This is a genomic window from Vibrio sp. QJM3NY_15 (assembly GCF_057785995.1).
Genome location: NZ_CM173517.1, coordinates 600275 through 622975, shown reverse-complemented (window position 1 = coordinate 622975; position 22701 = coordinate 600275). Strand labels below are relative to the sequence as shown.

Sequence of the window (22701 nt, the reverse complement as noted above, 5' to 3'; positions counted from 1 at the left end):
CTGAACCCAAGAAAGAGCCAAGTTCGTAAGATACGCTAATCAAACAGCTAACAGCCATTGATAGAGATTGAGGTGAACCTTTAAAACTACAGCGCACGATATTTATCTCTCAGTCTTTGTCTAACCCACTCAGCCACTGAGTTCACCGCGAATGTAAAGATAAACAGCAAGAGTGCAGCCAAGAACAGCAAGCGGAAATGAGATCCGCCCACCTCAGATTCTGGTAATTCAACAGCAATCGTTGCCGATAACGTCCTCATCCCTTCCAAAATATTCCAGTCAAGAATTGGGGTGTTACCTGTCGCCATCAAAACGATCATGGTTTCGCCAACCGCTCTCCCTAGTCCCATCATAACTGCTGAAAAAATACCTGGGCTAGCCGTTAATAGCACCACATAGATAAGTGTCTGCCACGCCGTCGCTCCCAAAGCCAGTGAGCCATCGGATAAATGTTTTGGCACAGAGAAAATAGCGTCTTCTGCAATCGTGAAAATGGTAGGGATGACAGCGAAGCCCATAGCGAAGCCAACCACCAGCGCATTACGTTGGTCAAAGTCGATGCCATAGCTAGCTAAGAAAGTGCGAATATCACCATCAAACAACAAGGCTTCAATGCTGTTTCCACCAGCAAATACAGCGACCACGGTAATCATCAATACCGGAATCAATATCAAGGCGTGCCAACCATTAGCGAAGCGGCTCGTGACCATCTTCGGTAAACAGTACCAAATAAGTCCAGTCAACAATGTGCTCAGTGGTAATAACACCATTAATGAGAAGACGGCCGTTAGATGCGTTTCGACAATTGGAGCAAACCAAAGCCCAGCCAAGAATCCGATGATAACGGTCGGAAGAGCTTCCATTAGCTCTATCGAAGGCTTAACCACTCTTCGCATTCGTGGAGACATGAAGTACGCGGTATAAATGGCTCCGAGCACAGCAACCGGCACGGCAAACATCATCGCAAATAGAGCAGCTTTGATAGTACCGAATGTGATAGGTACTAAACTGAATTTTTCTTCAAAGTCATCGTTCGCCGACGTTGATTGCCAAACGTATTGCGGTTCAGGGTAGCTTTCGTACCAGACTTTTTGCCAAAGCGATGAGAATGATATTTGCGGATATTCATTATCGACTTTAGCCACACTGATGGTGCCATCAATTAGCGTCGCCAAATGCAGTTCATTGGCAGACATAGCCGCTAATTGTGGTGATTTATCAAATGCGCGCTCGAACAGCGACAGCTTTTCACTGGTCGTATAATGGCTTTGTAATGTGCCGTTCTTATAGAAGCTATAAAAACCCTTTCTATAAGTATCGGGCAAAATAAATTGCACTTGTTCAGCAAGTTGGAAGTCGCGAATATGGGTCAGGCTACGCTTTTCATCTTTGAGTACATCGAACCACTGAGAAACCTGTCCGTCCTCATGCGTAACCAACAGCGAATAGGCGCCAGACAGTAAATCGATACTTTTCACCGAGTGCTTCGCATCGTTCAAGCTAAGATCAATCACTTCACGAACATTGAAGCCGCTATCGGATAGCTTCAATACCACTAAATCCGATTGTGCTCGGAGATATAAGGTTTGGCCATCAGGTGTGACTAACAACTGTTGCTGTAAACCCAACTTATCCGACAGCCATTGACTCTTCTGAAAAACATACTGACCAGTAAGATCACTCTGGTACCACTTGACCAAAACTCGTTGATCGCTTAACTGAGCGGCAACCGTGATACCACGTCCATTCTTAGAGAACGCGAATTTTTCGATTGTTGCTCCGTTTGATGATTCATCATTTAAAAATGGTTCAGGGAGGTCGATTTGCTCAATTTTAGGTTCGGCTTCACTGCCCTTTTGCAGCACGGGCGCACTATACTCAGGGTAGAAAAAGGTAAGGTTGCTTACGCTATCGGCAAAGGCAAACCAGTTTTCAGATGGGGTATTTCGAGAAAAAGCGATGGGGTTAGCTAAAACATTACGCTCAAAGTAAGAATGTGTATTTTGAGACTCTAAATCCCAAAACTGAACCAAACCGGATTTTTCGATAGTAAACGCATGCTGACCGTATTCATCTACGGATAAGACGATAGGCTTTTCTACGGCAACGGTCTTCACGGCTTGGTCAGTCTCTAAACCAGTATCAGAAAATACCGGTAAAATGACCATCGCCAAGTAAACAAAGATCAGCACCAGAGCAGCTAGGACACTGACTGCACCACATGTCACCGAAAAACGGACGAGACGATCTTTCAACCATCTTTTTTTGTCGCGCTCTTTCAATGAAAATTGGGCTGAAGCCATCTGTTTATCTACCTTTTTTTAGCTACTGACATAATATGTACGTTAGATGACAATTATATTACAAGTTACGTTAAACAACTGAAACTAATAACAAGTTTGTTGACCATATTTCTTAAAGTAAGATCATAGATTTTGTGAATTTTGTCATTCTAAATTAAAGTAATCAGCTCTATAGCCAGTACTCAAGGATTATCATCTCGATGGAAAAAGACTATGTCACAAAAGAACTTAGCTGGTTATCTTTCAACGAAAGAGTACTCCAAGAAGCGGCCGACAAGTCAGTTCCCTTAATCGAAAGAGTTCGTTTTTTAGGTATTTACTCGAAAAACCTCGATGAGTTTTACAAAGTCCGATTTGCTGATGTGAAACGAAAGATCTTACTTCAAGATCCTCAATTACCTGCCAACTCACAGAAAACCCTACTAACTCAAATGCAGAGCAAAGCGAGCAAGCTCGATGCTCGATTCCATGAACTGTATAGCGACTTACTATTGGAACTGGCACGCAATCGTATTTTTCTGGTCAACGAACAACAAATCAGCGAAGAACAAAGTGAGTGGATCAAAAAGTACTTTAAGAAAAAAGTGCTGCCACATTTAACTCCGTTTCTCTTGAACGAAGATAGCCAGTTACTCAATATTATCAAAGATGAACAAAGCTACTTGGCGATCGACATTGAGCAAGAAACATCTTCTCAATATGTCTTACTCGAAATCCCATCTGAAGCTCTCCCTCGATTTGTTAAGTTACCAGACACTTCGGGTTCACAACGTACGGCTTTGATCTTATTAGATAATATAGTTCGATTTTGTTTAGATGACTTGCTTAAAGGATTCTTTGAGTATGACTCATTACGTTGTTTTGCGATAAAAATGACTCGCGACGCTGATTATGATCTTCAAGAGGACAATGAAAGTAACCTATTAGAATCTATGTCGTTGGGTTTAGAACAGCGCTTAACGGCACTACCGATACGCCTTATTTATGAGTCAGAAATGCCTGCTGAAATGCTCAACTTCTTACAAGTCAGACTTAAGCTGTCTGACTATGACAGTGTCATTGCGGGTGGACGCTATCATAACTTCAAACATTTCTCTGAGTTCCCAAGCCTTAATCGACGTGATTTAGTTAATCGTCCACTACCCGCGATTAAGTGCGCGCATTTCAGCCACTACCCAAACTATTTCGAAGCGATCAAAGCTCGTGACATCTTGTTGCATTACCCTTATCACACCTTTAATCACATCACTGAACTCGTGAGGCAGGCTTCCTTTGACCCGAAGGTAACCTCCATAAAAATAAACGTTTACCGTGTTGCAGAAGGCTCAAAACTCCTTAGTTCGATCATCGATGCAGCACACAATGGTAAGAAAATAACTGTCGTCGTTGAGCTGCAAGCTCGCTTTGATGAGCAAGCCAATATTCAATGGACCAAGAAACTTCAAGAAGCCGGTATCAAAGTCATCCATGGCATCCCAAGTTTGAAAATCCACTCCAAGCTGCTGCTCATTAAACGGAAAGAAGGCAAGCATACGGCGCATTACGCTCATATTGGCACCGGTAACTTTCATGAAGTAACAGCGCGCGTGTATACCGATTTTTCTCTGCTCACTGCGAATGAAGATTTGACCCAAGAGGTGAGACAAGTCTTTAAGTACATTGAAAACCCTTATCAAAAATCACAGTTCAAACAACTGATTGTGTCACCAAAGAATACAAGAAAACGCCTGTATCAGTTGATAGATAATGAAATACAAAACGCGATAGAGAACAAGCCTGCAAGCATCACTCTAAAACTCAACAATTTGGTCGACCGAGAGATCATTGAGAAGCTCTATCAGGCCAGCCAAGCCAATGTAACGGTGAGAATGGTCATTCGTGGTATGTGCTCTCTCGTACCGGGAGTCTCCAAAATCAGTGAGCAGATTGAGATTGTTAGTGTGGTCGATCGTTTTCTCGAACACCCAAGAGTGATGATCTTTGGTAACACTGGAAATCCAAAAGTCTATATCTCCTCTGCCGACTGGATGACACGAAACTTCGATCATAGGATCGAAGTCGCCACTCCAATTTTAGATCCAAAGATCAAGCAAACCATTATCGATATAACTGAGTTTCATTTCGATGACAGCAACAAAGCCCGAGTGCTAGAGCAATCGATGAGCAACCCTTACATACAACCACCAGCAAAACCACTCGATTACCCGACGTCGCAACTCTCCACTTACCACTATATTAAACGTATGGAGAAACTTGCTCGCAAGAAGTACAAACAAGAGAAGAAATCATGCCGCTAATTGATAATAAACATTCTCGATGTATTGCTGCTATCGACTTGGGTTCGAACAGCTTCCATATGGTGGTTGCTCGAGTATTCGAACAACACCTGCAATTAGTCAGCAGACACAAACAGAAAGTGAGATTAGGCGATGGGTTGGACGAACGTAACTTCCTATCCGAAAGCGCTATCGAGCGAGGCTTAGAATGTCTTAAAGTGTTCGCAGAGCGACTAGCTGATTTTGAACTTGATGATGTCAGAGTTGTTGCGACTCATACCCTAAGAAAAGCCAAAAACGCTCAAGACTTCTTAGAGCAAGCCAAACCACTGTTTCCTTTTCCAATAGAGATCATTTCAGGTCAAGAAGAAGCTCGAATAATCTATAACGGTGTAGAACACACTCAAACCGCTTCTGAATCTAAATTGGTTATTGATATCGGTGGAGGGAGTACGGAACTCGTCGCAGGGCAAGGCTTTACGCCCCTAATTATGCGCAGTTTACCGATGGGATGCGTCAGCTTCTCTCAACGCTTCTTTGCTGACGGAGAGCTAAGCTCACAACACTTCTCAGATGCTTGTACCGCAGCTACTCGTCTATTGATGCCATTGATTGAAGAATACACAAAGGCCCCTTGGGAAATCGCCTTTGGCTCATCAGGGACGGCTAAATCAATAAAAGAGGTACTCATTGGCTTAGGGTTTACCGATGGTCTCATTACGCCGCAACGTCTGTCCTATTTGAAAAATCACTTATGTGAGTTTTCATCATCCAAAACCTTAGACCTTTCAGGTTTAAGTGATGAGAGAAAGCCAGTATTTGCTGCTGGCGTCACCATTCTTTCAGCAGCTATGGATACGCTAGACATAAAGGAGTTACATTTTTCTGATGGCGCCCTGAGAGAAGGCGTTCTTTATGACATGGAGGGTAGATTTAAAGATATTGATGTTCGAACAAGAACCGCCGAAACGCTCGTCTCTCGATACCATGTTGACGTAGCTCATAGCCAGAAAGTCAAAGAACTCGCCCTTGCATTACTGAAACAAGTGCAGCCTCAAGTAACTATTACGGTAACTAATGAGCTGTATGACCAGGTTGGTTGGGCTGCACTACTTCATGAGGTAGGACAAAGCATCGCATTCCAAGGCTATCACCGCCATTCGGCTTATCTGCTTAAGCACACGACAATGCCCGGTTTCAATACTGAGCAACAACGTCTTATCTCGACATTGGTTCACCACCAAAGAAAAGCGATTAAGCGACAAGACTTGCCGGAACTGTCTCTATTTTCTCCACAACAAATAACGCTACTAATTCGCATATTAAGACTCGCTATCTTACTCAATCGTCAACGAAATCAGGCACAGGCCCCAGACGTGACTCTAACGATTGAACAACAGGATAACTGGGAATTGAAAGGATCTAACAGCGATTGGTTGGCCCAAAACCAACTGCTTGAATATGAACTCAAAGAAGAACAACAACGTTGGCAAAATGCTGGATGGTCGCTAAAGGTAGAATAACAGTCAAAACAAAAACAGCCTGCGACTTAGCAAGCTGTTTCTACATATTTTGTATCTGGATCATAGCCCGACTTTTGCCAGTTCTTGCTCTGCGAACTCAGGCGGTATCGCTAAATAGCCATCTTTCTCTACCAGTTCTTGTCCTTGCTTCGAGAATACAAAAGTGAGGAACTCTCTCTCTACAGGAGAAAGCGGTTTATCTGGGTGTTTATTCACATACACATAGAGAAAGCGCGATAGAGGGTAATCTCCGCTTAAAATATTCGCTCGAGTAGGCTCTACGTAATCAGAACCATGCTCGGCAATAGGAATTAACTTTACACCAGCCACTCGATAACCAATACCTGAGTACCCTATCCCGCTGATTGATGAAGCGACCGACTGTACAACCGACGCAGATCCTGGCTGCTCATTGACTCGGTTCTTGAAGTCGCCACTACATAATGCGTTTTGTTTGAAGTAGCCGTAGGTTCCCGAAACGGAATTACGACCGAACAGTTGGAATCTATGTTTTGCCCACGGCTGGCTGATACCTAAATCTTGCCAATTGTTTAGCGGCTTAGTCGCGCCACAGCGCAATGTCTCTGAAAATATGCTGTCAATTTCGCGAAAATTAAGCCCCTCGATAGGATTATCACGATGCACAAAAAGACCAATCGCATCGATAGCAACTCGAAGCGCCGTCGGCTTATAGCCATGCTCCCTTTCGAACGCTTCCACTTCTCGTAGGCGCATTGGACGACTCATCGGCCCTAAATGAGCTGTACCTTCAGTTAAGGCTGGAGGAGCCGTAGAAGAACCGGATGCTTGAACTTGAGCATTCACGTTCGGGTAGAAAGACTTAAACTCCTCAACCCATAACGTAGTCATTCCCGCTAAGGTATCCGAACCGACAGACAACAAGCTGCCAGAAATACCCGGAACCTTAGAATAATCTGGAAGAGAATCGACACCTTGCTCGGCATGAACAGGGGTAACCAAAGCTAATGCTAATAATGAACTGATGGGGAAACGCATCCTGCGTATTAAAGAACTCATGACACTGTCAATCGGCTAGGCAGCGTGAAATGGAATCGGCTACCAACACCTACTTCACTTTGAATTTCTAAATGTGAATCATGGTGACTAAGCGCATGTTTAACAATCGCTAACCCTAAGCCACTGCCCCCAGTATCACGTGAGCGTGCTTTATCTACACGATAGAAACGCTCTGTGAGTCGATGTAAGTGTTGTGGTTCGATACCGTCTCCGGTGTCTGACACATCCAAACACGCACCTTGACTGGTCTGATACCAACGCACTTTCACCGTCGCGCCCGGTGGTGTGTATTTCACTGCGTTGTAAACCAAATTCGATATCGCACTTCTCAACTGATCTTCATCAGCGAGAACGCGTAGGCTCTTATCAATATCAAATTCCAGCTTGTGTTCTCGCTCTCCACTGAGACTAGCGGCTTCTTTTTCAAGAACTTCCAACATCGCCGGAACGTTCACCACTTCATCCAGTTCGTGCATTGGTGCTGCTTCGATCTTAGAAAGTGTTAAGAGCTGATTGACCAAACTGTTCATGCGATTCAATTGCTCAGTCATCACACCATGAGCCTTAGGCCACATAGGCCCAACGACCATGTCTGGATCTTCCGTCATTTCAAGGTAACCCTGAAGTACGGTCATTGGAGTGCGTAGCTCGTGAGAAACGTTAGCGAAAAAGTTCCGACGCATGCCTTCTAGCTGTTTTAGCTGGGTAACATCACGTACTACCATCAAATGCTCACCTTCAGTGTAAGGCACGATACGCAGCTCAAGCATACGCTCCACGTTAAGTGGCGAAGGCATCTCTAACGGTTCTGAAAAGTCTTGTTTATTAAGATACTTGATGAAGTCCGGCGTGCGAATCAAGTTAGAGATCGGTTGACCTGAATCGTCTGGCCAGCGAAAACCCAGTAAATACTGAGCAAGCTTGTTACACCAAACAATATTGCCTTCACCGCGAAACACCACAACGGCATCGGGTAGGGATTCAGCACCGTTTCTGAAACGGCGGATGAGGTTGGTCAATTCTTTGCGCTTACGACGCTGTCTCTGCTGCATACGATAGATACCGTTGAACAGAGACTCCCAGTTTCCAGAACCTGAAGGGGGTGTTAACCGCTTTTCATCCCACAACCAAGCAGACAAACGCATTTGATAGTGTAGATGCCATGCTAACTGTAATACTGTTGCAGCCAGCAATAACCAAGGTAAATAACCGAATATCCATCCGACTATAATCCAAGGTGCGTAAAAAAAAGCCAGCTCCCAAGCTAGCTTCTTCCAGGTTAACTTCTCAACCATTCAGGACTCCATAAACTGGGCAGTGAAGCCACATTAAGCCTTTGTAGAAAAACGGTAGCCTGCGCCGCGAACCGTTTGAATTAATTTGTCATGACCAGCAGATTCAAGTGCTTTGCGTAGACGTCGAATATGAACATCAACCGTACGATCTTCAACGTAAACGTTAGTACCCCAAACGTTATTTAGCAGTTGCTCTCGGCTGTATACTCGCTCTTGGTGAGTCATAAAAAAATGCAGCATTTTGAATTCGGTTGGGCCCATATCAACTGGACCTTCACTTGCGGTAACGCGGTGAGATACAGGGTCTAGTTTAAGACCTTGAACATCAATCACATCTTCCAATGCGGTTGGTGTTACTCGGCGAATAACCGCTTTCAGGCGAGCCACTAGCTCTTTTGGCGAAAATGGTTTGGTAATGTAGTCGTCAGCGCCAACTTCTAAACCGCGAACCTTATCTTCTTCTTCACCACGAGCCGTCAGCATCACAACTGGGATGTTGCGAGTTAACTCTTCACGCTTCATGTGCTTGATAAAGTTTATCCCGCTACCACCAGGTAGCATCCAATCTAGTAATACTAGATCTGGGAAAGGTTCACATAGCTTGTTTACCGCTGTATCGTAATCTTCAGCCTCTACTGCTTGGTAGCCTTTTTGCTCAAGTACAAAACACAACATCTCACGAATAGGTGCTTCATCTTCAACGACCAGAATCCTTCTCGACATAATTGAATAGCCTTAGTATTTAATCAACGCATTGCATTATCTGGTTTAATTATGACACTTTTGTGACCTTTGAAAACAAATTTTCATATAACTGTCTCAAACATTTCACTTTTAATTTTTATTGCAGGTATAAGACAAATGGATCGAAATCTCCTATGATGAGCGTCTTCAGATAAAGGTATGAGAAATATTTATGTGGTTTAAGAATTGCCTCGTCTATCGCTTTAATCGTGATATAGACTTCAACGCAGATCAGCTAGAGAAACAACTTGAAGAGTTCCGTTTTACCCCTTGTGGTAGCCAAGACAAACAGAAGTTTGGTTGGGTGAATGCGATGGGTAGACACGGCGATATGATGACGCACGTATCAGAAAACCGCATTCTAATCTGTGCAAAGAAAGAAGAGAAAATGCTTCCAGCTTCTGTGATCAAAGATTCATTGAATGCAAAAGTAGAAACGCTTGAAGCCGAGTCTGGTACTCCTCTGAAAAAGAAAGAGAAAGACAGCCTAAAAGAAGACATCATCATCGATCTTCTTCCTCGTGCTTTCAGCCGCAGTAACTTCACTTACGCACTGATCATGCCGAAAGAAGGCTTTATTGTTGTTGATGCTAGCAGCTACAAAAAAGCAGAAGACGTACTAGCATTACTACGTAAAACAATGGGTAGCTTGCCAGTAGTGCCAGCTATTCCAGAGCAAGCGATTGAAACAACGTTAACTGAATGGGTTAAGTCAGGTGATACGCCTAAAGGTATCACGATGCTTGATGAAGCTGAGCTTAAATCAATCCAAGAAGACGGCGGTATTGTTCGAGTTAAGAAACAAGAACTAGAAGCTGATGAGATTAAGAACCACATTGAAGCCAATAAGATGGTGACGAAACTTCTTATCAACTGGCAAGACCGTATTGAGTTCATTCTTGCAGAAGATGGCAGCATCAAACGCCTAAAATTCAGTGATGAGCTCAAAGACGAAAACGACGATATTCCTCGTGAAGATCAAGCTGCGCGTTTTGATGCAGACTTCTCTCTACTTTGTGGTGAGTTCAGTGTTTTCCTTCCAAACCTATTTGAATCATTAGGCGGGTTAACTCAACCTAACGCTTAATCAGTCAAACTATAAGCTCAGGTACTAACGGTATCTGAGCTTATTTCTCACTAAGTTCTCGCTTATATCTGCCTCTCTGCCCTCTTGTTAATGTCATTGCTATCTTTAGGGCTATCAACCAAACTCATTTTAGCGTAAAATTTGCGCCCCTTTGATATCACTTGGTGGTATCAACCTGACTTGAGATCAGATTAGAGAACGAAGCAATGACTACACAAAAACCATTTGTACCTGAACTATTATCACCGGCAGGAAGCCTTAAAAACATGCGTTACGCATTCGCCTACGGCGCGGATGCAGTTTACGCAGGCCAGCCACGTTACAGCCTTCGTGTTCGTAACAACGAGTTCAATCACGAAAACCTACAAATCGGTATCGATGAAGCTCATGCTCAAGGCAAAAAGTTATATGTTGTATGTAACATTCAGCCGCACAACTCTAAGTTAAAAACATTCATTCGCGACCTTAAACCAGTTGTAGATATGGGCCCTGACGCGCTTATCATGTCAGATCCTGGTCTTATCATGATGGTTCGTGAAGCATTCCCTGAAATGCCAATCCACCTTTCGGTTCAAGCAAACGCAGTAAACTGGGCGACCGTTAAGTTCTGGTCAACCCAAGGTGTTGAGCGTGTAATCCTATCTCGTGAGCTATCGCTTGAAGAGATCGAAGAGATTCGCGAACACTGCCCAGAAACAGAGCTAGAGATCTTTGTTCACGGTGCACTTTGCATGGCTTACTCAGGCCGTTGTCTGCTTTCTGGTTACATGAACAAGCGCGATCCAAACCAAGGTACTTGCACCAACGCGTGCCGTTGGGAATACAAAACTGAAGCAGCGAAAGAAGACGAAAACGGTCAGATCGTTGAAGCTAATCCAACTGGTGTCGCTATTCAAGAAGTTGAAGTTCAAGATGAACGTCCAGACAACACACTAGGTCTTGGTAAACCAACAGACGAAGTGGTTCTGCTTTCTGAATCACACAAGCCAGAAGAGAAAATGGCAGCATTTGAAGATGAGCATGGTACTTACATCATGAACTCAAAAGACCTTCGTGCAATCCAACACGTTGAGCGCCTAACGAAGATGGGTGTTCACTCTCTGAAGATTGAAGGTCGTACTAAGTCTTTCTACTACTGTGCACGTACTGCTCAAGTTTACCGTAAAGCTATTGACGATGCAGTGGCAGGCAAACCATTCGATGAAAGCCTAATGGGTACACTAGAGAGCCTAGCTCACCGTGGTTACACTGAAGGCTTCTTACGTCGCCATACACATGATACATACCAAAACTACGAGTACGGTTACTCTATCTCTGACACTCAACAGTTTGTTGGTGAGTTCACAGGTAAGCGCCGTGGCGACCTAGCGGAAGTAGAAGTGAAGAACAAGTTCCTAGTAGGCGACAGCTTAGAAATGATGACACCGAAAGGTAACGTTGTTTTCAAACTAGAAGTTATGGAAAACCGTAAATCTGAAGCGGTCGACGACGCGAAAGGTAACGGTCACTTTGTATTTATTCCTGTACCAGCAGATCTAGATCTAGAGTACGGCTTGCTGATGCGTAACTTGAGCGAAGGCCAAGATACACGTAACGCATCAGGCAAATAATTTTTACTTAAGCGACTTACTTGAGAAGAAAATAATGGCTCTGTTAATTACTGACAAGTGCATAAACTGCGATATGTGTGACCCAGAATGCCCAAATGGTGCAATCACTATGGGTGACAGTATCTTCGAAATCGATCCTGATTTATGTACTGAGTGTAAAGGTCACTATGAGAAGCCAACATGTCAGTCAGTGTGTCCCATTACAAAATGCATAATCACTGACCCAAACCATATTGAAACTGACGACGAATTATTAGAAAAGTTTGTCATTATTCAAGGCTTGACCTAAAAGATAAAAGGTTCAACTTAATCATCAAGTTGAACCTTTTTTTTAACCCGATTTTTCAATGGGATATATATTGCAGAACATCTCTTTCTCAAATTGGTATTCAAGTTGTTCTCGCCAATTTTTGGTTTGAGATACAGGTACCAAATAAAAACTCTCCCGACTGGTATCAGTGACAAACGCCATTCCATACTGCATCAGTTCATAATGAACATCATTAACAAAACTAGGATCTAACCGTTGTCGACCGGTTAGTTGGTTTATATCTTCTCTAGAAATTGAAATACCAGTCTTCTCACTATTGAATCTATGTCTTAACCATTTAGAGAATTCCCTCGCGCAAATCATAGTCATTGTCTTATCCTTGAATTTTTATAGACGGGTATCAGACTCTGATTTTCATATACTGCACATAAGCCGCATCTTTCACCCTAAAACACGCCATCCCTGACTAAGCATTATCAAATTCATCGTTGTTTTTGCTATTGCCGTTATTCGTTTGTTTTGATATCAAACGATGTTCTTAATTACGTGTTTATAAACTCTAGACAAAAGTGTGACATTTCTCCAGTTTCAGAGACGAGAAAGTCAGTGGCATTACCACTGTAATTAACCTCGATAGATGCGATTACTTATTGGATATCAAGGCTAAACACTGACTCGGCATTACTTTAACTTTCTTTTTTTTCTTACTTTTAGCGACTTTTTTAGGTGGAGGCACTGGAATGGTCTGCGGAGCCCAACTGGCAAGTTCATCTCCACAACCATCACCTTTTGGCGGGTTTGCTTGAGCGATGCAGTTAGAACTACCTTTAGGACATTTTAAACGAACATGAAAATGAGAATGATGTCCCCACCAAGGTCTGATTTTTCCTAACCAAGCTCTCTCATTGGCATCAGAGCTTTCTTGGTCACAAAGAGTTTGTTTAATAACAGGATGGACGAAAATACGTACCACTTTTTGATCTTTGGCTGCATAGCGAATAACTTGAAAATGGTCATCGTTCCAATTTGATTTACGCAGTTTGTAATTAGTAAGGTCGACAACGCTTACTGGCTTAGGAACAGCAAGTTCATTTTCGGAAAGTCTCTCATCAGTGAGCCTTAACCATATATCAATATCCAACCCAGTCTGGTGACTTGAGTGACCAGATGAGAAGCGTCCACCTCTAGGTAAGGAAATATCGCCAACTAATAAGTTAGTGTTGAGTTGTTCGCTTGTAATGACACCCAACCTTTCAATAAACTGAATGGCCTCGGTATGGCCATAGTAGCGTTCTCGCTGAGGGCGAATAACTTGATAGCCCTCCCCGTTGATAGGCAAAGCTTGTGCGCCGTCTAGACAGCCATTAGCATAACTGCCAATAGATGATGTTGAGTTGATTGTCGGGCTCTTCGCCTTTTCCCAAGGCGTTGCTATGGCTACGAATGAACATAACACAGTAGCCGCAGCGCAAAGTAACCTCATAACGATCCTAAATGATTTGTCTTTAGTATTTATACTAGCTGTCATTGAGGAATAGGGGCATATAAGTAATAAGTTTTTCGGGGCATTAAATGAAAATAACAAACAACACGTCTTATCAACCAACTTTCATCACTGCTATTGGCTAACTGAAGAGACGTAAAGATCTCAAACTCGTCACTGATTTTTGAATTTCGTATAACGGTCAGCCACTGCACTTGACGATTAACAGCGTTAATTCATCGTCTTATAGATAAAGTTGAAGAAGAGAGCAAAAAATAAAAAGGCTCCAGTCTTTCGACTGAAGCCTTAATATATTCATGCAACAACATAGGTTGTTTTAAACTGAACTAACGATTAGCGATGTTGAGATAATTTGTAGCAGTAGAGCTTCGTTGTTCATTTATCTATATCGGAAAAAGCAAAAAGGCTCTAGCATTTCTGCTAGAGCCTTAAATATGGCAGGGGTGGAGAGATTCGAACTCCCAACACGCGGATTTGGAATCCGCTGCTCTGCCAATTGGAGCTACACCCCTATTTTCAGTTTTAAAGAGCTGAAACTCTGAATAAGTGGCGGAGTGGACGGGACTCGAACCCGCGACCCCCGGCGTGACAGGCCGGTATTCTAACCAACTGAACTACCACTCCGCAGTGGTCAACTCACTAAGTGAGCGTCCATATCTCCAGGTCGGTCAACCTAAAGATTTAATTTAAAGCCTGGCGATGTCCTACTCTCACATGGGGAAACCCCACACTACCATCGGCGCTATTGTGTTTCACTTCTGAGTTCGGCATGGAATCAGGTGGGTCCACAATGCTATGGTCGCCAAGCAAATTTTAAAATTCGGAAAACTGATTTAAAAGTTATATCTCTTCAAACTCATTCAAGCGTTTGGTATTTCTATTGAGTCCACAAAACCCCTTGGGTGTTGTATGGTTAAGCCTCACGGGCAATTAGTACAGGTTAGCTCAATGCCTCGCAGCACTTACACACCCTGCCTATCAACGTCGTAGTCTACGACAACCCTTTAGGACGCTTATAGCGCCAGGGAAAACTCATCTCAAGGCTCGCTTCCCGCTTAGATGCTTTCAGCGGTTATCGATTCCGAACTTAGCTACCGGGCAATGCCATTGGCATGACAACCCGAACACCAGAGGTTCGTCCACTCCGGTCCTCTCGTACTAGGAGCAGCCCCTTTCAATTTTCCAACGCCCACGGCAGATAGGGACCGAACTGTCTCACGACGTTCTAAACCCAGCTCGCGTACCACTTTAAATGGCGAACAGCCATACCCTTGGGACCGACTTCAGCCCCAGGATGTGATGAGCCGACATCGAGGTGCCAAACACCGCCGTCGATATGAACTCTTGGGCGGTATCAGCCTGTTATCCCCGGAGTACCTTTTATCCGTTGAGCGATGGCCCTTCCATTCAGAACCACCGGATCACTATGACCTGCTTTCGCACCTGCTCGAATTGTCATTCTCGCAGTCAAGCGGGCTTATGCCATTGCACTAACCACACGATGTCCAACCGTGTTTAGCCCACCTTCGTGCTCCTCCGTTACTCTTTGGGAGGAGACCGCCCCAGTCAAACTACCCACCAGGCACTGTCCGTAATCCCGATTCAGGGACCGACGTTAGAACATCAAAACTACAAGGGTGGTATTTCAAGGACGACTCCACCACATCTAGCGACGCGGTTTCATAGTCTCCCACCTATCCTACACATGTAGGTTCAATGTTCAGTGCCAAGCTGTAGTAAAGGTTCACGGGGTCTTTCCGTCTAGCCGCGGGTACACTGCATCTTCACAGCGATTTCAATTTCACTGAGTCTCGGGTGGAGACAGCGTGGCCATCATTACGCCATTCGTGCAGGTCGGAACTTACCCGACAAGGAATTTCGCTACCTTAGGACCGTTATAGTTACGGCCGCCGTTTACCGGGGCTTCGATCAAGAGCTTCGACCGAAGTCTAACCCCATCAATTAACCTTCCGGCACCGGGCAGGCGTCACACCGTATACGTCATCTTACGATTTTGCACAGTGCTGTGTTTTTAATAAACAGTTGCAGCCACCTGGTATCTGCGACTCTCGTCTGCTCCATCCGCAAGGGACTTCACTGATAAGAGCGTACCTTCTCCCGAAGTTACGGTACCATTTTGCCTAGTTCCTTCACCCGAGTTCTCTCAAGCGCCTTGGTATTCTCTACCCGACCACCTGTGTCGGTTTGGGGTACGATTCCTTACAATCTGAAGCTTAGAGGCTTTTCCTGGAAGCATGGCATCAATGACTTCACTACCGTAGTAGCTCGACATCGTATCTCAGCGTTAAGAAAGTCCGGATTTACCTAAACTTTCCGCCTACATACTTGAACCTGGACAACCGTCGCCAGGCCCACCTAGCCTTCTCCGTCCCCCCATCGCAATTGTAAGAAGTACGGGAATATTAACCCGTTTCCCATCGACTACGCCTTTCGGCCTCGCCTTAGGAGTCGACTTACCCTGCCCCGATTAACGTTGGACAGGAACCCTTGGTCTTCCGGCGAGGGAGTTTTTCACTCCCTTTATCGTTACTCATGTCAGCATTCGCACTTCTGATACCTCCAGCAGCCCTTACAGACCACCTTCAACGGCTTACAGAACGCTCCCCTACCCCACATACCCTAAGGTACGTAGCCGCAGCTTCGGTGTATAGCTTAGCCCCGTTACATCTTCCGCGCAGGCCGACTCGACCAGTGAGCTATTACGCTTTCTTTAAATGATGGCTGCTTCTAAGCCAACATCCTGGCTGTCTGAGCCTTCCCACATCGTTTCCCACTTAGCTATACTTTGGGACCTTAGCTGGCGGTCTGGGTTGTTTCCCTCTCCACGACGGACGTTAGCACCCGCCGTGTGTCTCCCGGATAGTACTTACTGGTATTCGGAGTTTGCAAAGGGTTGGTAAGTCGGGATGACCCCCTAGCCTTAACAGTGCTCTACCCCCAGTAGTATTCGTCCGAGGCGCTACCTAAATAGCTTTCGGGGAGAACCAGCTATCTCCAGGTTTGATTGGCCTTTCACCCCTAGCCACAAGTCATCCGCTAATTTTTCAACATTAGTCGGTTCGGTCCTCCAGTTGATGTTACTCAACCTTCAACCTGCCCATGGCTAGATCACCTGGTTTCGGGTCTAATCCTAGCAACTGTACGCCCAGTTAAGACTCGGTTTCCCTACGGCTCCCCTAAACGGTTAACCTTGCTACTAAAATTAAGTCGCTGACCCATTATACAAAAGGTACGCAGTCACACCACGAAGGTGCTCCTACTGCTTGTACGTACACGGTTTCAGGTTCTATTTCACTCCCCTCACAGGGGTTCTTTTCGCCTTTCCCTCACGGTACTGGTTCACTATCGGTCAGTCAGTAGTATTTAGCCTTGGAGGATGGTCCCCCCATATTCAGACAGGATATCACGTGTCCCGCCCTACTCGATTTCACTGATTATGATGTGTCGGTTACGGGGCTATCACCCTTTATTGCGAGACTTTCCAGACTCTTCACCTGCATCATTAAAAGCTTAAGGGCTAATCCAATTTCGCTCGCCGCTACTTTCGGAATCTCGGTTGATTTCTCTTCCTCGGGGTACTTAGATGTTTCAGTTCCCCCGGTTTGCCTCCTGTTGCTATGTATTCACAACAGGATACGTGCTTGTGCACGTGGGTTTCCCCATTCAGAAATCCCAGACTCAAAAGGTTATTACTACCTAATCTGGGCTTATCGCAAGTTATTACGTCTTTCATCGCCTCTGACTGCCAAGGCATCCACCGTGTACGCTTAGTCACTTAACCATACAACCCGAAAGGGTCTTAGTGTATGGCAACTAACCAAGGTTTTTGGTTGTCATCAAGAAGGGTTAATTCTTGATAACTGTTTGCCGGACTCAATTGTGAATCAAATAAATTTGATTCGAATACAAGACACTTGAATGTGTTTGTTGTGTTTATCTAATGAAAGATAAACATTGAGAACTTTTAAATTTGATTGAATTACTCGTAAGTAATCAATCAGTCAGCTTTCCAAATTGTTAAAGAGCTTGATTCATCTTCTATTAAAAGAAGGGAACCATTTTTAAATATTTTCAAAGAAAAACACTTAAAGATGGTGGAGCTATGCGGGATCGAACCGCAGACCTCCTCGCTGCCAGCGAGGCGCTCTCCCAGCTGAGCTATAGCCCCATCTGGAAAAGTATTTCTACTCTTAACTTTTCTAAACCTAATCAATCTGTGTGGACACTCATCGTGGTATCTTCGTATAAGGAGGTGATCCAGCCCCAGGTTCCCCTAGGGCTACCTTGTTACGACTTCACCCCAGTCATGAACCACAAAGTGGTGAGCGTCCTCCCCGAAAGGTTAAACTACCCACTTCTTTTGCAGCCCACTCCCATGGTGTGACGGGCGGTGTGTACAAGGCCCGGGAACGTATTCACCGTGACATTCTGATTCACGATTACTAGCGATTCCGACTTCATGGAGTCGAGTTGCAGACTCCAATCCGGACTACGACGCACTTTTTGGGATTCGCTCACTATCGCTAGCTTGCTGCCCTCTGTATGCGCCATTGTAGCACGTGTGTAGCCCTACTCGTAAGGGCCATGATGACTTGACGTCGTCCCCACCTTCCTCCGGTTTATCACCGGCAGTCTCCCTGGAGTTCCCGACATTACTCGCTGGCAAACAAGGATAAGGGTTGCGCTCGTTGCGGGACTTAACCCAACATTTCACAACACGAGCTGACGACAGCCATGCAGCACCTGTCTCAGAGCTCCCGAAGGCACACCTGCGTCTCCGCTGGCTTCTCTGGATGTCAAGAGTAGGTAAGGTTCTTCGCGTTGCATCGAATTAAACCACATGCTCCACCGCTTGTGCGGGCCCCCGTCAATTCATTTGAGTTTTAATCTTGCGACCGTACTCCCCAGGCGGTCTACTTAACGCGTTAGCTCCGAAAGCCACGGCTCAAGGCCACAACCTCCAAGTAGACATCGTTTACGGCGTGGACTACCAGGGTATCTAATCCTGTTTGCTCCCCACGCTTTCGCATCTGAGTGTCAGTGTCTGTCCAGGGGGCCGCCTTCGCCACTGGTATTCCTTCAGATCTCTACGCATTTCACCGCTACACCTGAAATTCTACCCCCCTCTACAGCACTCTAGTTCACCAGTTTCAAATGCAGTTCCGAGGTTGAGCCCCGGGCTTTCACATCTGACTTAATGAACCACCTGCATGCGCTTTACGCCCAGTAATTCCGATTAACGCTCGCACCCTCCGTATTACCGCGGCTGCTGGCACGGAGTTAGCCGGTGCTTCTTCTGTTGCTAACGTCAAGATGCGCAGCTATTAACTACACACCCTTCCTCACAACTGAAAGTACTTTACAACCCGAAGGCCTTCTTCATACACGCGGCATGGCTGCATCAGGCTTTCGCCCATTGTGCAATATTCCCCACTGCTGCCTCCCGTAGGAGTCTGGACCGTGTCTCAGTTCCAGTGTGGCTGATCATCCTCTCAGACCAGCTAGGGATCGTCGCCTTGGTGAGCCATTACCTCACCAACTAGCTAATCCCACCTAGGCATATCTTGACGCGAGAGGCCCGAAGGTCCCCCTCTTTGGCCCGTAGGCATTATGCGGTATTAGCCATCGTTTCCAATGGTTATCCCCCACATCAAGGCAATTTCCTAGGCATTACTCACCCGTCCGCCGCTCGACGCCCATTAAATCCTCCGAAGATTCAATAATGTCGTTTCCGCTCGACTTGCATGTGTTAGGCCTGCCGCCAGCGTTCAATCTGAGCCATGATCAAACTCTTCAATTTAAGATTTTGTGACTCAACGAATACTGACTTCAAAACTAATATTTACCGCTCTTTCGAAAAAGAACAGAAACATGTAATTCTAAAGCTATTACCATTCCAACAGAATGGTAATGAATTGACTGTGCCGAATAACTACAAGTAGTTAAACGTATTGGTCACTCAGTTCATTGAAATCAATTTGTTACCGAAGTAACTGTTATTACGCTCTTTCAAAAAAGAACAAATAACGTTTTGATATTCATCAACGAGTGCCCACACAGATTGATAGGTTTAAATTGTTAAAGAGCTTTACTTATTGAGCGTTCCTTTTAGTAAGGAGCCTCTCTAAGTGGACGGCCATTCTAGCGAATTGGGTTCCAGTGTCAAACACTTTTTCCAGCTAATTTTTCAAAGCATCTTAAATGCTTAATGTCGTCTCGTTACTTAGTTCAAACCGCTTGGTTATCCCTAGCAACGGAGGCGCATTATAGAGACAATCCCCCTTTGCACAAGACCAAAAACGAAAAAAAACCGCCGCAGGCGATCGTTCGGACACTATTCACACAAAGCGTTCAAAATAGGTACGATTAAGCCTTAATTTCGGCTAATCGTACCTATTATTCATAGTTTGATTATTGGTGAGCAATAATTCGGTCGTTATTCACTAATAGCTGCACTTTCTTCTCTGGATTTATTTTTCCAGCCAGTATCGCTTTCGCTAACGGGTTCTCAACAGTTTGTTGAATTGCTCTTTTAAGAGGCCTTGCACCATATACAGGATCAAAACCAACTTGAGAGATTAGCTTGAGCGCTTTTTCTGAAACTTCGAGTTCATAACCATTGTCTTCCATTCGCTTTTTCAAATGATCAAGCTGAATAGCGGCAATTGACTCGATATGCTCTTGGCCTAATGGATGGAACACGACACTTTCATCAACTCGATTCAAAAACTCAGGTCGGAAATGTTTACCCACAACTTCCATAACCTCATTTTTAATGCCTTGGTAATCCAATGTATTAAAGTTCTCTTGAATACGAGTAGAACCTAGGTTCGATGTCATGATTACCACGGTATTTCTAAAATCGACGGTGCGACCTTGTCCGTCAGTTAATCGTCCATCATCTAAAACCTGCAATAGAATATTGAAAACATCTGGGTGAGCTTTCTCTACCTCATCAAGCAGAATGACAGAATAAGGTTTTCGACGAACGGCTTCGGTTAAGTACCCACCTTCCTCATAACCCACATAACCAGGGGGAGCACCAACTAAACGAGCAACCGAGTGTTTTTCCATAAACTCAGACATATCGATACGCACCATCGCATCTTCACTATCGAACATAAAGTTCGCTAATGTTTTACACAATTCCGTTTTACCGACACCTGTTGGCCCTAAAAACAAGAACGAACCAATCGGCTTGTTCGGATCAGACAAACCAGCACGGCTACGACGAATCGCATTCGATACTACTTCGACCGCTTCCGCTTGACCGATAACCCGCTTATGCAGAACACCTTCCATTTTCAGAAGCTTCTCTTTTTCTGCTTCTAGCATTTTAGAAACCGGGATGCCGGTTTGCTTTGAAAGGACATCGGCGATCTCAGCGTCGGTCACCTTATTACGTAATAAGGTCATTTCTTGCATTTCAGCTTGAGTCGCGAGATCTAACTGCTTCTCCAATTCTGGGATTCGACCATATTGCAATTCAGACATACGGTTAAGGTCACCAGCACGTCGTGCAAAATCCATATCCATTCGAGCTTGTTCTAGCTCTGACTTGATATGTTGCGTGCCAGACAGCGCTGCCTTCTCTGCGTTCCAAACTTCTTCAAGTTCTGAAAAATCTCGCTCTTTCTCAGAAAGTTCGCTTTGTAGCGTGCGCAGGCGTTTTTCACTGGCCTCATCATTTTCATTCGTCAGAGCTTGCTGTTCGATCTTCAACTGAATGATTTTTCGCTCTAACTTATCTAATGACTCGGGCTTTGAATCTATCTGCATTCGAATACTCGAAGCCGCTTCATCAATGAGATCAATCGCCTTATCTGGTAACTGACGATCTGAAACGTATCGGTGAGATAGCGTTGCCGCCGCTACGATAGCAGGATCGGTAATTTCTACATGATGGTGAAGTTCATAGCGCTCTTTCAAACCACGAAGAATCGCTACCGTGTCTTCAACGGTGGGTTCATCCACGATCACTTTTTGGAATCGACGCTCTAAAGCTGGATCTTTCTCTATATATTGGCGGTACTCATCGAGCGTTGTTGCGCCGACACAATGCAGTTCACCACGAGCTAATGCTGGTTTCAGCATATTACCCGCATCCATAGAGCCTTCGCCTTTACCTGCGCCGACCATCGTATGAATTTCATCGATAAAGAGAATGACATTGCCTTCTTCTTTCGATAATTCATTAAGCACAGATTTTAGACGCTCTTCGAATTCACCACGATACTTAGCACCGGCTACCAATGAGCCCATGTCTAATGAAAGCACTCGTCGGCCTCTTAAGCCTTCAGGAACTTCATTGTTGATAATACGTTGAGCCAAACCTTCGACAATAGCGGTTTTACCCACACCGGGTTGACCAATAATGACAGGGTTATTCTTAGTTCGGCGTTGAAGGACTTGGATCGTGCGACGAATTTCATCATCACGACCAATCACAGGATCTAGCTTGCCTTGCTCTGCTCGCTCGGTCAGATCAATGGTGAACTTCTCTAAAGCTTGGCGTCTATCTTCCGCATTCGGGTCATCAACCTTTTGACCACCACGAACTTGCTCGATAGCTTGAGATAGTTTTTGCTCAGTAAGGCCTAACTCTTTAAGTAAGTTACCTAGAGGTCCTTTGTCTTCTATTGCAGCGAGTAGGAATACTTCTGAAGATATATAACTGTCTTGACGCTTTTGAGCGACCTTGTCACATAGGTTGAATAGCGTTCCCATTGCGTTAGAGAGCTGAACATCCCCACCGATACCGCTTACTTTCGGCACTCGGTCTAATATTTCGCTTAATTTAGAACGCAATTGAACAACATCAATATTCAGCATGGTGAGCAATGGACGAATCGCACTGCCATCTTGATTAAGCAAAGACACCATTAGGTGTACAGGTTCTATATATTGGTGATCACGACCTAATGCGAGCGACTGAGCATCAGATATCGCAATTTGGAATTTACTAGTGAATCGATCGAGACGCATGCCAACCTTCCTACTCTTAGATATGTTTATCTTATGGTTAGAAG

General features: G+C 44.8%; 12 protein-coding genes, 3 tRNA genes and 3 rRNA genes. 5 read left to right on the top strand and 13 right to left on the bottom strand.

Features of this window, described 5'->3' with window-relative positions; translation table 11 throughout:
• Positions 1-86 precede the first annotated feature (86 nt).
• A complete protein-coding gene (locus tag AC3CKG_RS02710) occupies positions 87-2303 on the bottom strand; it encodes an ABC transporter permease subunit (protein WP_488528779.1) in 2217 nt (738 codons plus the stop codon).
• 200 nt (positions 2304-2503) lie between these two features.
• Between AC3CKG_RS02710 and ppk1 the strand changes: the two genes are divergently transcribed.
• Both ppk1 and ppx read left to right on the top strand, forming a co-directional pair.
• Positions 2504-4600: a polyphosphate kinase 1 gene (ppk1, locus tag AC3CKG_RS02705; RefSeq protein WP_488528778.1), complete on the top strand. Its 2097-nt coding sequence runs from the start codon at positions 2504-2506 to the stop codon at positions 4598-4600.
• On the top strand, positions 4591-6102 hold the full coding sequence (gene ppx / locus AC3CKG_RS02700) for an exopolyphosphatase (protein WP_488528777.1): 1512 nt from the start codon (positions 4591-4593) through the stop codon (positions 6100-6102). The genes ppk1 and ppx overlap by 10 nt, the downstream gene beginning before the upstream one ends.
• 60 nt (positions 6103-6162) lie before the next feature.
• Here the strand turns inward: ppx and AC3CKG_RS02695 are convergent, their stop codons facing one another.
• Genes AC3CKG_RS02695 through phoB form a run of 3 tightly spaced genes read right to left on the bottom strand, consistent with a single transcriptional unit; the run spans position 6163 to position 9158 of the window.
• Positions 6163-7140 carry a PstS family phosphate ABC transporter substrate-binding protein gene (locus AC3CKG_RS02695; protein WP_488528776.1) on the bottom strand — a complete coding sequence of 326 codons (978 nt, stop codon included), beginning with the start codon at positions 7138-7140 and terminating at the stop codon, positions 6163-6165.
• Positions 7137-8435 (bottom strand): phosphate regulon sensor histidine kinase PhoR, encoded by a 1299-nt coding sequence (gene phoR, locus AC3CKG_RS02690; RefSeq protein WP_017106503.1) that lies wholly within the window; start codon positions 8433-8435, stop codon positions 7137-7139. Before phoR ends, AC3CKG_RS02695 begins: the two co-directional genes overlap by 4 nt.
• A gap of 33 nt (positions 8436-8468) precedes the next feature.
• Positions 8469-9158: a phosphate regulon transcriptional regulator PhoB gene (gene phoB / locus AC3CKG_RS02685; RefSeq protein ID WP_004735064.1), complete on the bottom strand. Its 690-nt coding sequence runs from the start codon at positions 9156-9158 to the stop codon at positions 8469-8471.
• 193 nt (positions 9159-9351) lie between these two features.
• Between phoB and rdgC the strand changes: the two genes are divergently transcribed.
• The 3 genes from rdgC (at position 9352) to AC3CKG_RS02670 (ending at position 12165) form a co-directional block, all read left to right on the top strand.
• On the top strand, positions 9352-10266 hold the full coding sequence (rdgC, locus tag AC3CKG_RS02680) for a recombination-associated protein RdgC (protein ID WP_488528775.1): 915 nt from the start codon (positions 9352-9354) through the stop codon (positions 10264-10266).
• A gap of 206 nt (positions 10267-10472) precedes the next feature.
• Positions 10473-11876, top strand: a complete 1404-nt coding sequence (gene trhP / locus AC3CKG_RS02675; protein WP_019823039.1) for a prephenate-dependent tRNA uridine(34) hydroxylase TrhP — start codon at positions 10473-10475, stop codon at positions 11874-11876.
• Positions 11877-11910: 34 nt separating this feature from the next.
• The gene (locus tag AC3CKG_RS02670) at positions 11911-12165 is read left to right on the top strand and encodes a YfhL family 4Fe-4S dicluster ferredoxin (RefSeq protein ID WP_004735061.1); all 255 of its coding nucleotides are present in this window, start codon (positions 11911-11913) and stop codon (positions 12163-12165) included.
• 42 nt (positions 12166-12207) lie between these two features.
• Here the strand turns inward: AC3CKG_RS02670 and AC3CKG_RS02665 are convergent, their stop codons facing one another.
• The 9 genes from AC3CKG_RS02665 to clpB form a co-directional block, all read right to left on the bottom strand.
• The gene (locus AC3CKG_RS02665) at positions 12208-12516 is read right to left on the bottom strand and encodes a hypothetical protein (protein WP_004735060.1); all 309 of its coding nucleotides are present in this window, start codon (positions 12514-12516) and stop codon (positions 12208-12210) included.
• Positions 12517-12790: 274 nt separating this feature from the next.
• Positions 12791-13630 carry a penicillin-insensitive murein endopeptidase gene (gene mepA / locus AC3CKG_RS02660; protein ID WP_488528774.1) on the bottom strand — a complete coding sequence of 280 codons (840 nt, stop codon included), beginning with the start codon at positions 13628-13630 and terminating at the stop codon, positions 12791-12793.
• Positions 13631-14086: 456 nt separating this feature from the next.
• Positions 14087-14163 (bottom strand) — tRNA-Trp (locus tag AC3CKG_RS02655).
• A 35-nt stretch (positions 14164-14198) separates the two neighbouring features.
• Positions 14199-14275, bottom strand: a tRNA-Asp gene (locus AC3CKG_RS02650).
• 67 nt (positions 14276-14342) lie between these two features.
• Positions 14343-14458, bottom strand: a 5S ribosomal RNA gene (gene rrf, locus AC3CKG_RS02645).
• Between the two features lie 102 nt (positions 14459-14560).
• Positions 14561-17453 (bottom strand): 23S ribosomal RNA (locus tag AC3CKG_RS02640).
• Positions 17454-17764: 311 nt separating this feature from the next.
• Positions 17765-17840, bottom strand: a tRNA-Ala gene (locus AC3CKG_RS02635).
• Positions 17841-17917: 77 nt separating this feature from the next.
• Positions 17918-19472: ribosomal RNA gene (locus AC3CKG_RS02630) — 16S ribosomal RNA — on the bottom strand.
• Together the 16S, 23S and 5S rRNA genes with 3 tRNA genes alongside form the textbook arrangement of a ribosomal RNA operon.
• Positions 19473-20083: 611 nt before the next feature.
• Complete coding sequence (clpB, locus tag AC3CKG_RS02625) at positions 20084-22657, bottom strand: ATP-dependent chaperone ClpB (RefSeq protein WP_488528773.1); 2574 nt, start codon at positions 22655-22657, stop codon at positions 20084-20086.
• Between the last annotated feature and the right edge of the window lie 44 nt (positions 22658-22701).

What these genes read in the sequence shown, in the direction of transcription:
- ppk1 (WP_488528778.1), top strand. Translation starts at nt 2,504, where the DNA reads ATGGAAAAAGACTATGTCACAAAAGAACTTAGCTGGTTATCTTTCAAC.
- clpB (WP_488528773.1), bottom strand. Translation starts at nt 22,657, where the DNA reads ATGCGTCTCGATCGATTCACTAGTAAATTCCAAATTGCGATATCTGAT.
- mepA (WP_488528774.1), bottom strand. Translation starts at nt 13,630, where the DNA reads ATGAGGTTACTTTGCGCTGCGGCTACTGTGTTATGTTCATTCGTAGCC.
- trhP (WP_019823039.1), top strand. Translation starts at nt 10,473, where the DNA reads ATGACTACACAAAAACCATTTGTACCTGAACTATTATCACCGGCAGGA.
- ppx (WP_488528777.1), top strand. Translation starts at nt 4,591, where the DNA reads ATGCCGCTAATTGATAATAAACATTCTCGATGTATTGCTGCTATCGAC.
- rdgC (WP_488528775.1), top strand. Translation starts at nt 9,352, where the DNA reads ATGTGGTTTAAGAATTGCCTCGTCTATCGCTTTAATCGTGATATAGAC.
- AC3CKG_RS02695 (WP_488528776.1), bottom strand. Translation starts at nt 7,140, where the DNA reads ATGAGTTCTTTAATACGCAGGATGCGTTTCCCCATCAGTTCATTATTA.
- phoR (WP_017106503.1), bottom strand. Translation starts at nt 8,435, where the DNA reads ATGGTTGAGAAGTTAACCTGGAAGAAGCTAGCTTGGGAGCTGGCTTTT.
- AC3CKG_RS02665 (WP_004735060.1), bottom strand. Translation starts at nt 12,516, where the DNA reads ATGACTATGATTTGCGCGAGGGAATTCTCTAAATGGTTAAGACATAGA.
- phoB (WP_004735064.1), bottom strand. Translation starts at nt 9,158, where the DNA reads ATGTCGAGAAGGATTCTGGTCGTTGAAGATGAAGCACCTATTCGTGAG.
- AC3CKG_RS02710 (WP_488528779.1), bottom strand. Translation starts at nt 2,303, where the DNA reads ATGGCTTCAGCCCAATTTTCATTGAAAGAGCGCGACAAAAAAAGATGG.
- AC3CKG_RS02670 (WP_004735061.1), top strand. Translation starts at nt 11,911, where the DNA reads ATGGCTCTGTTAATTACTGACAAGTGCATAAACTGCGATATGTGTGAC.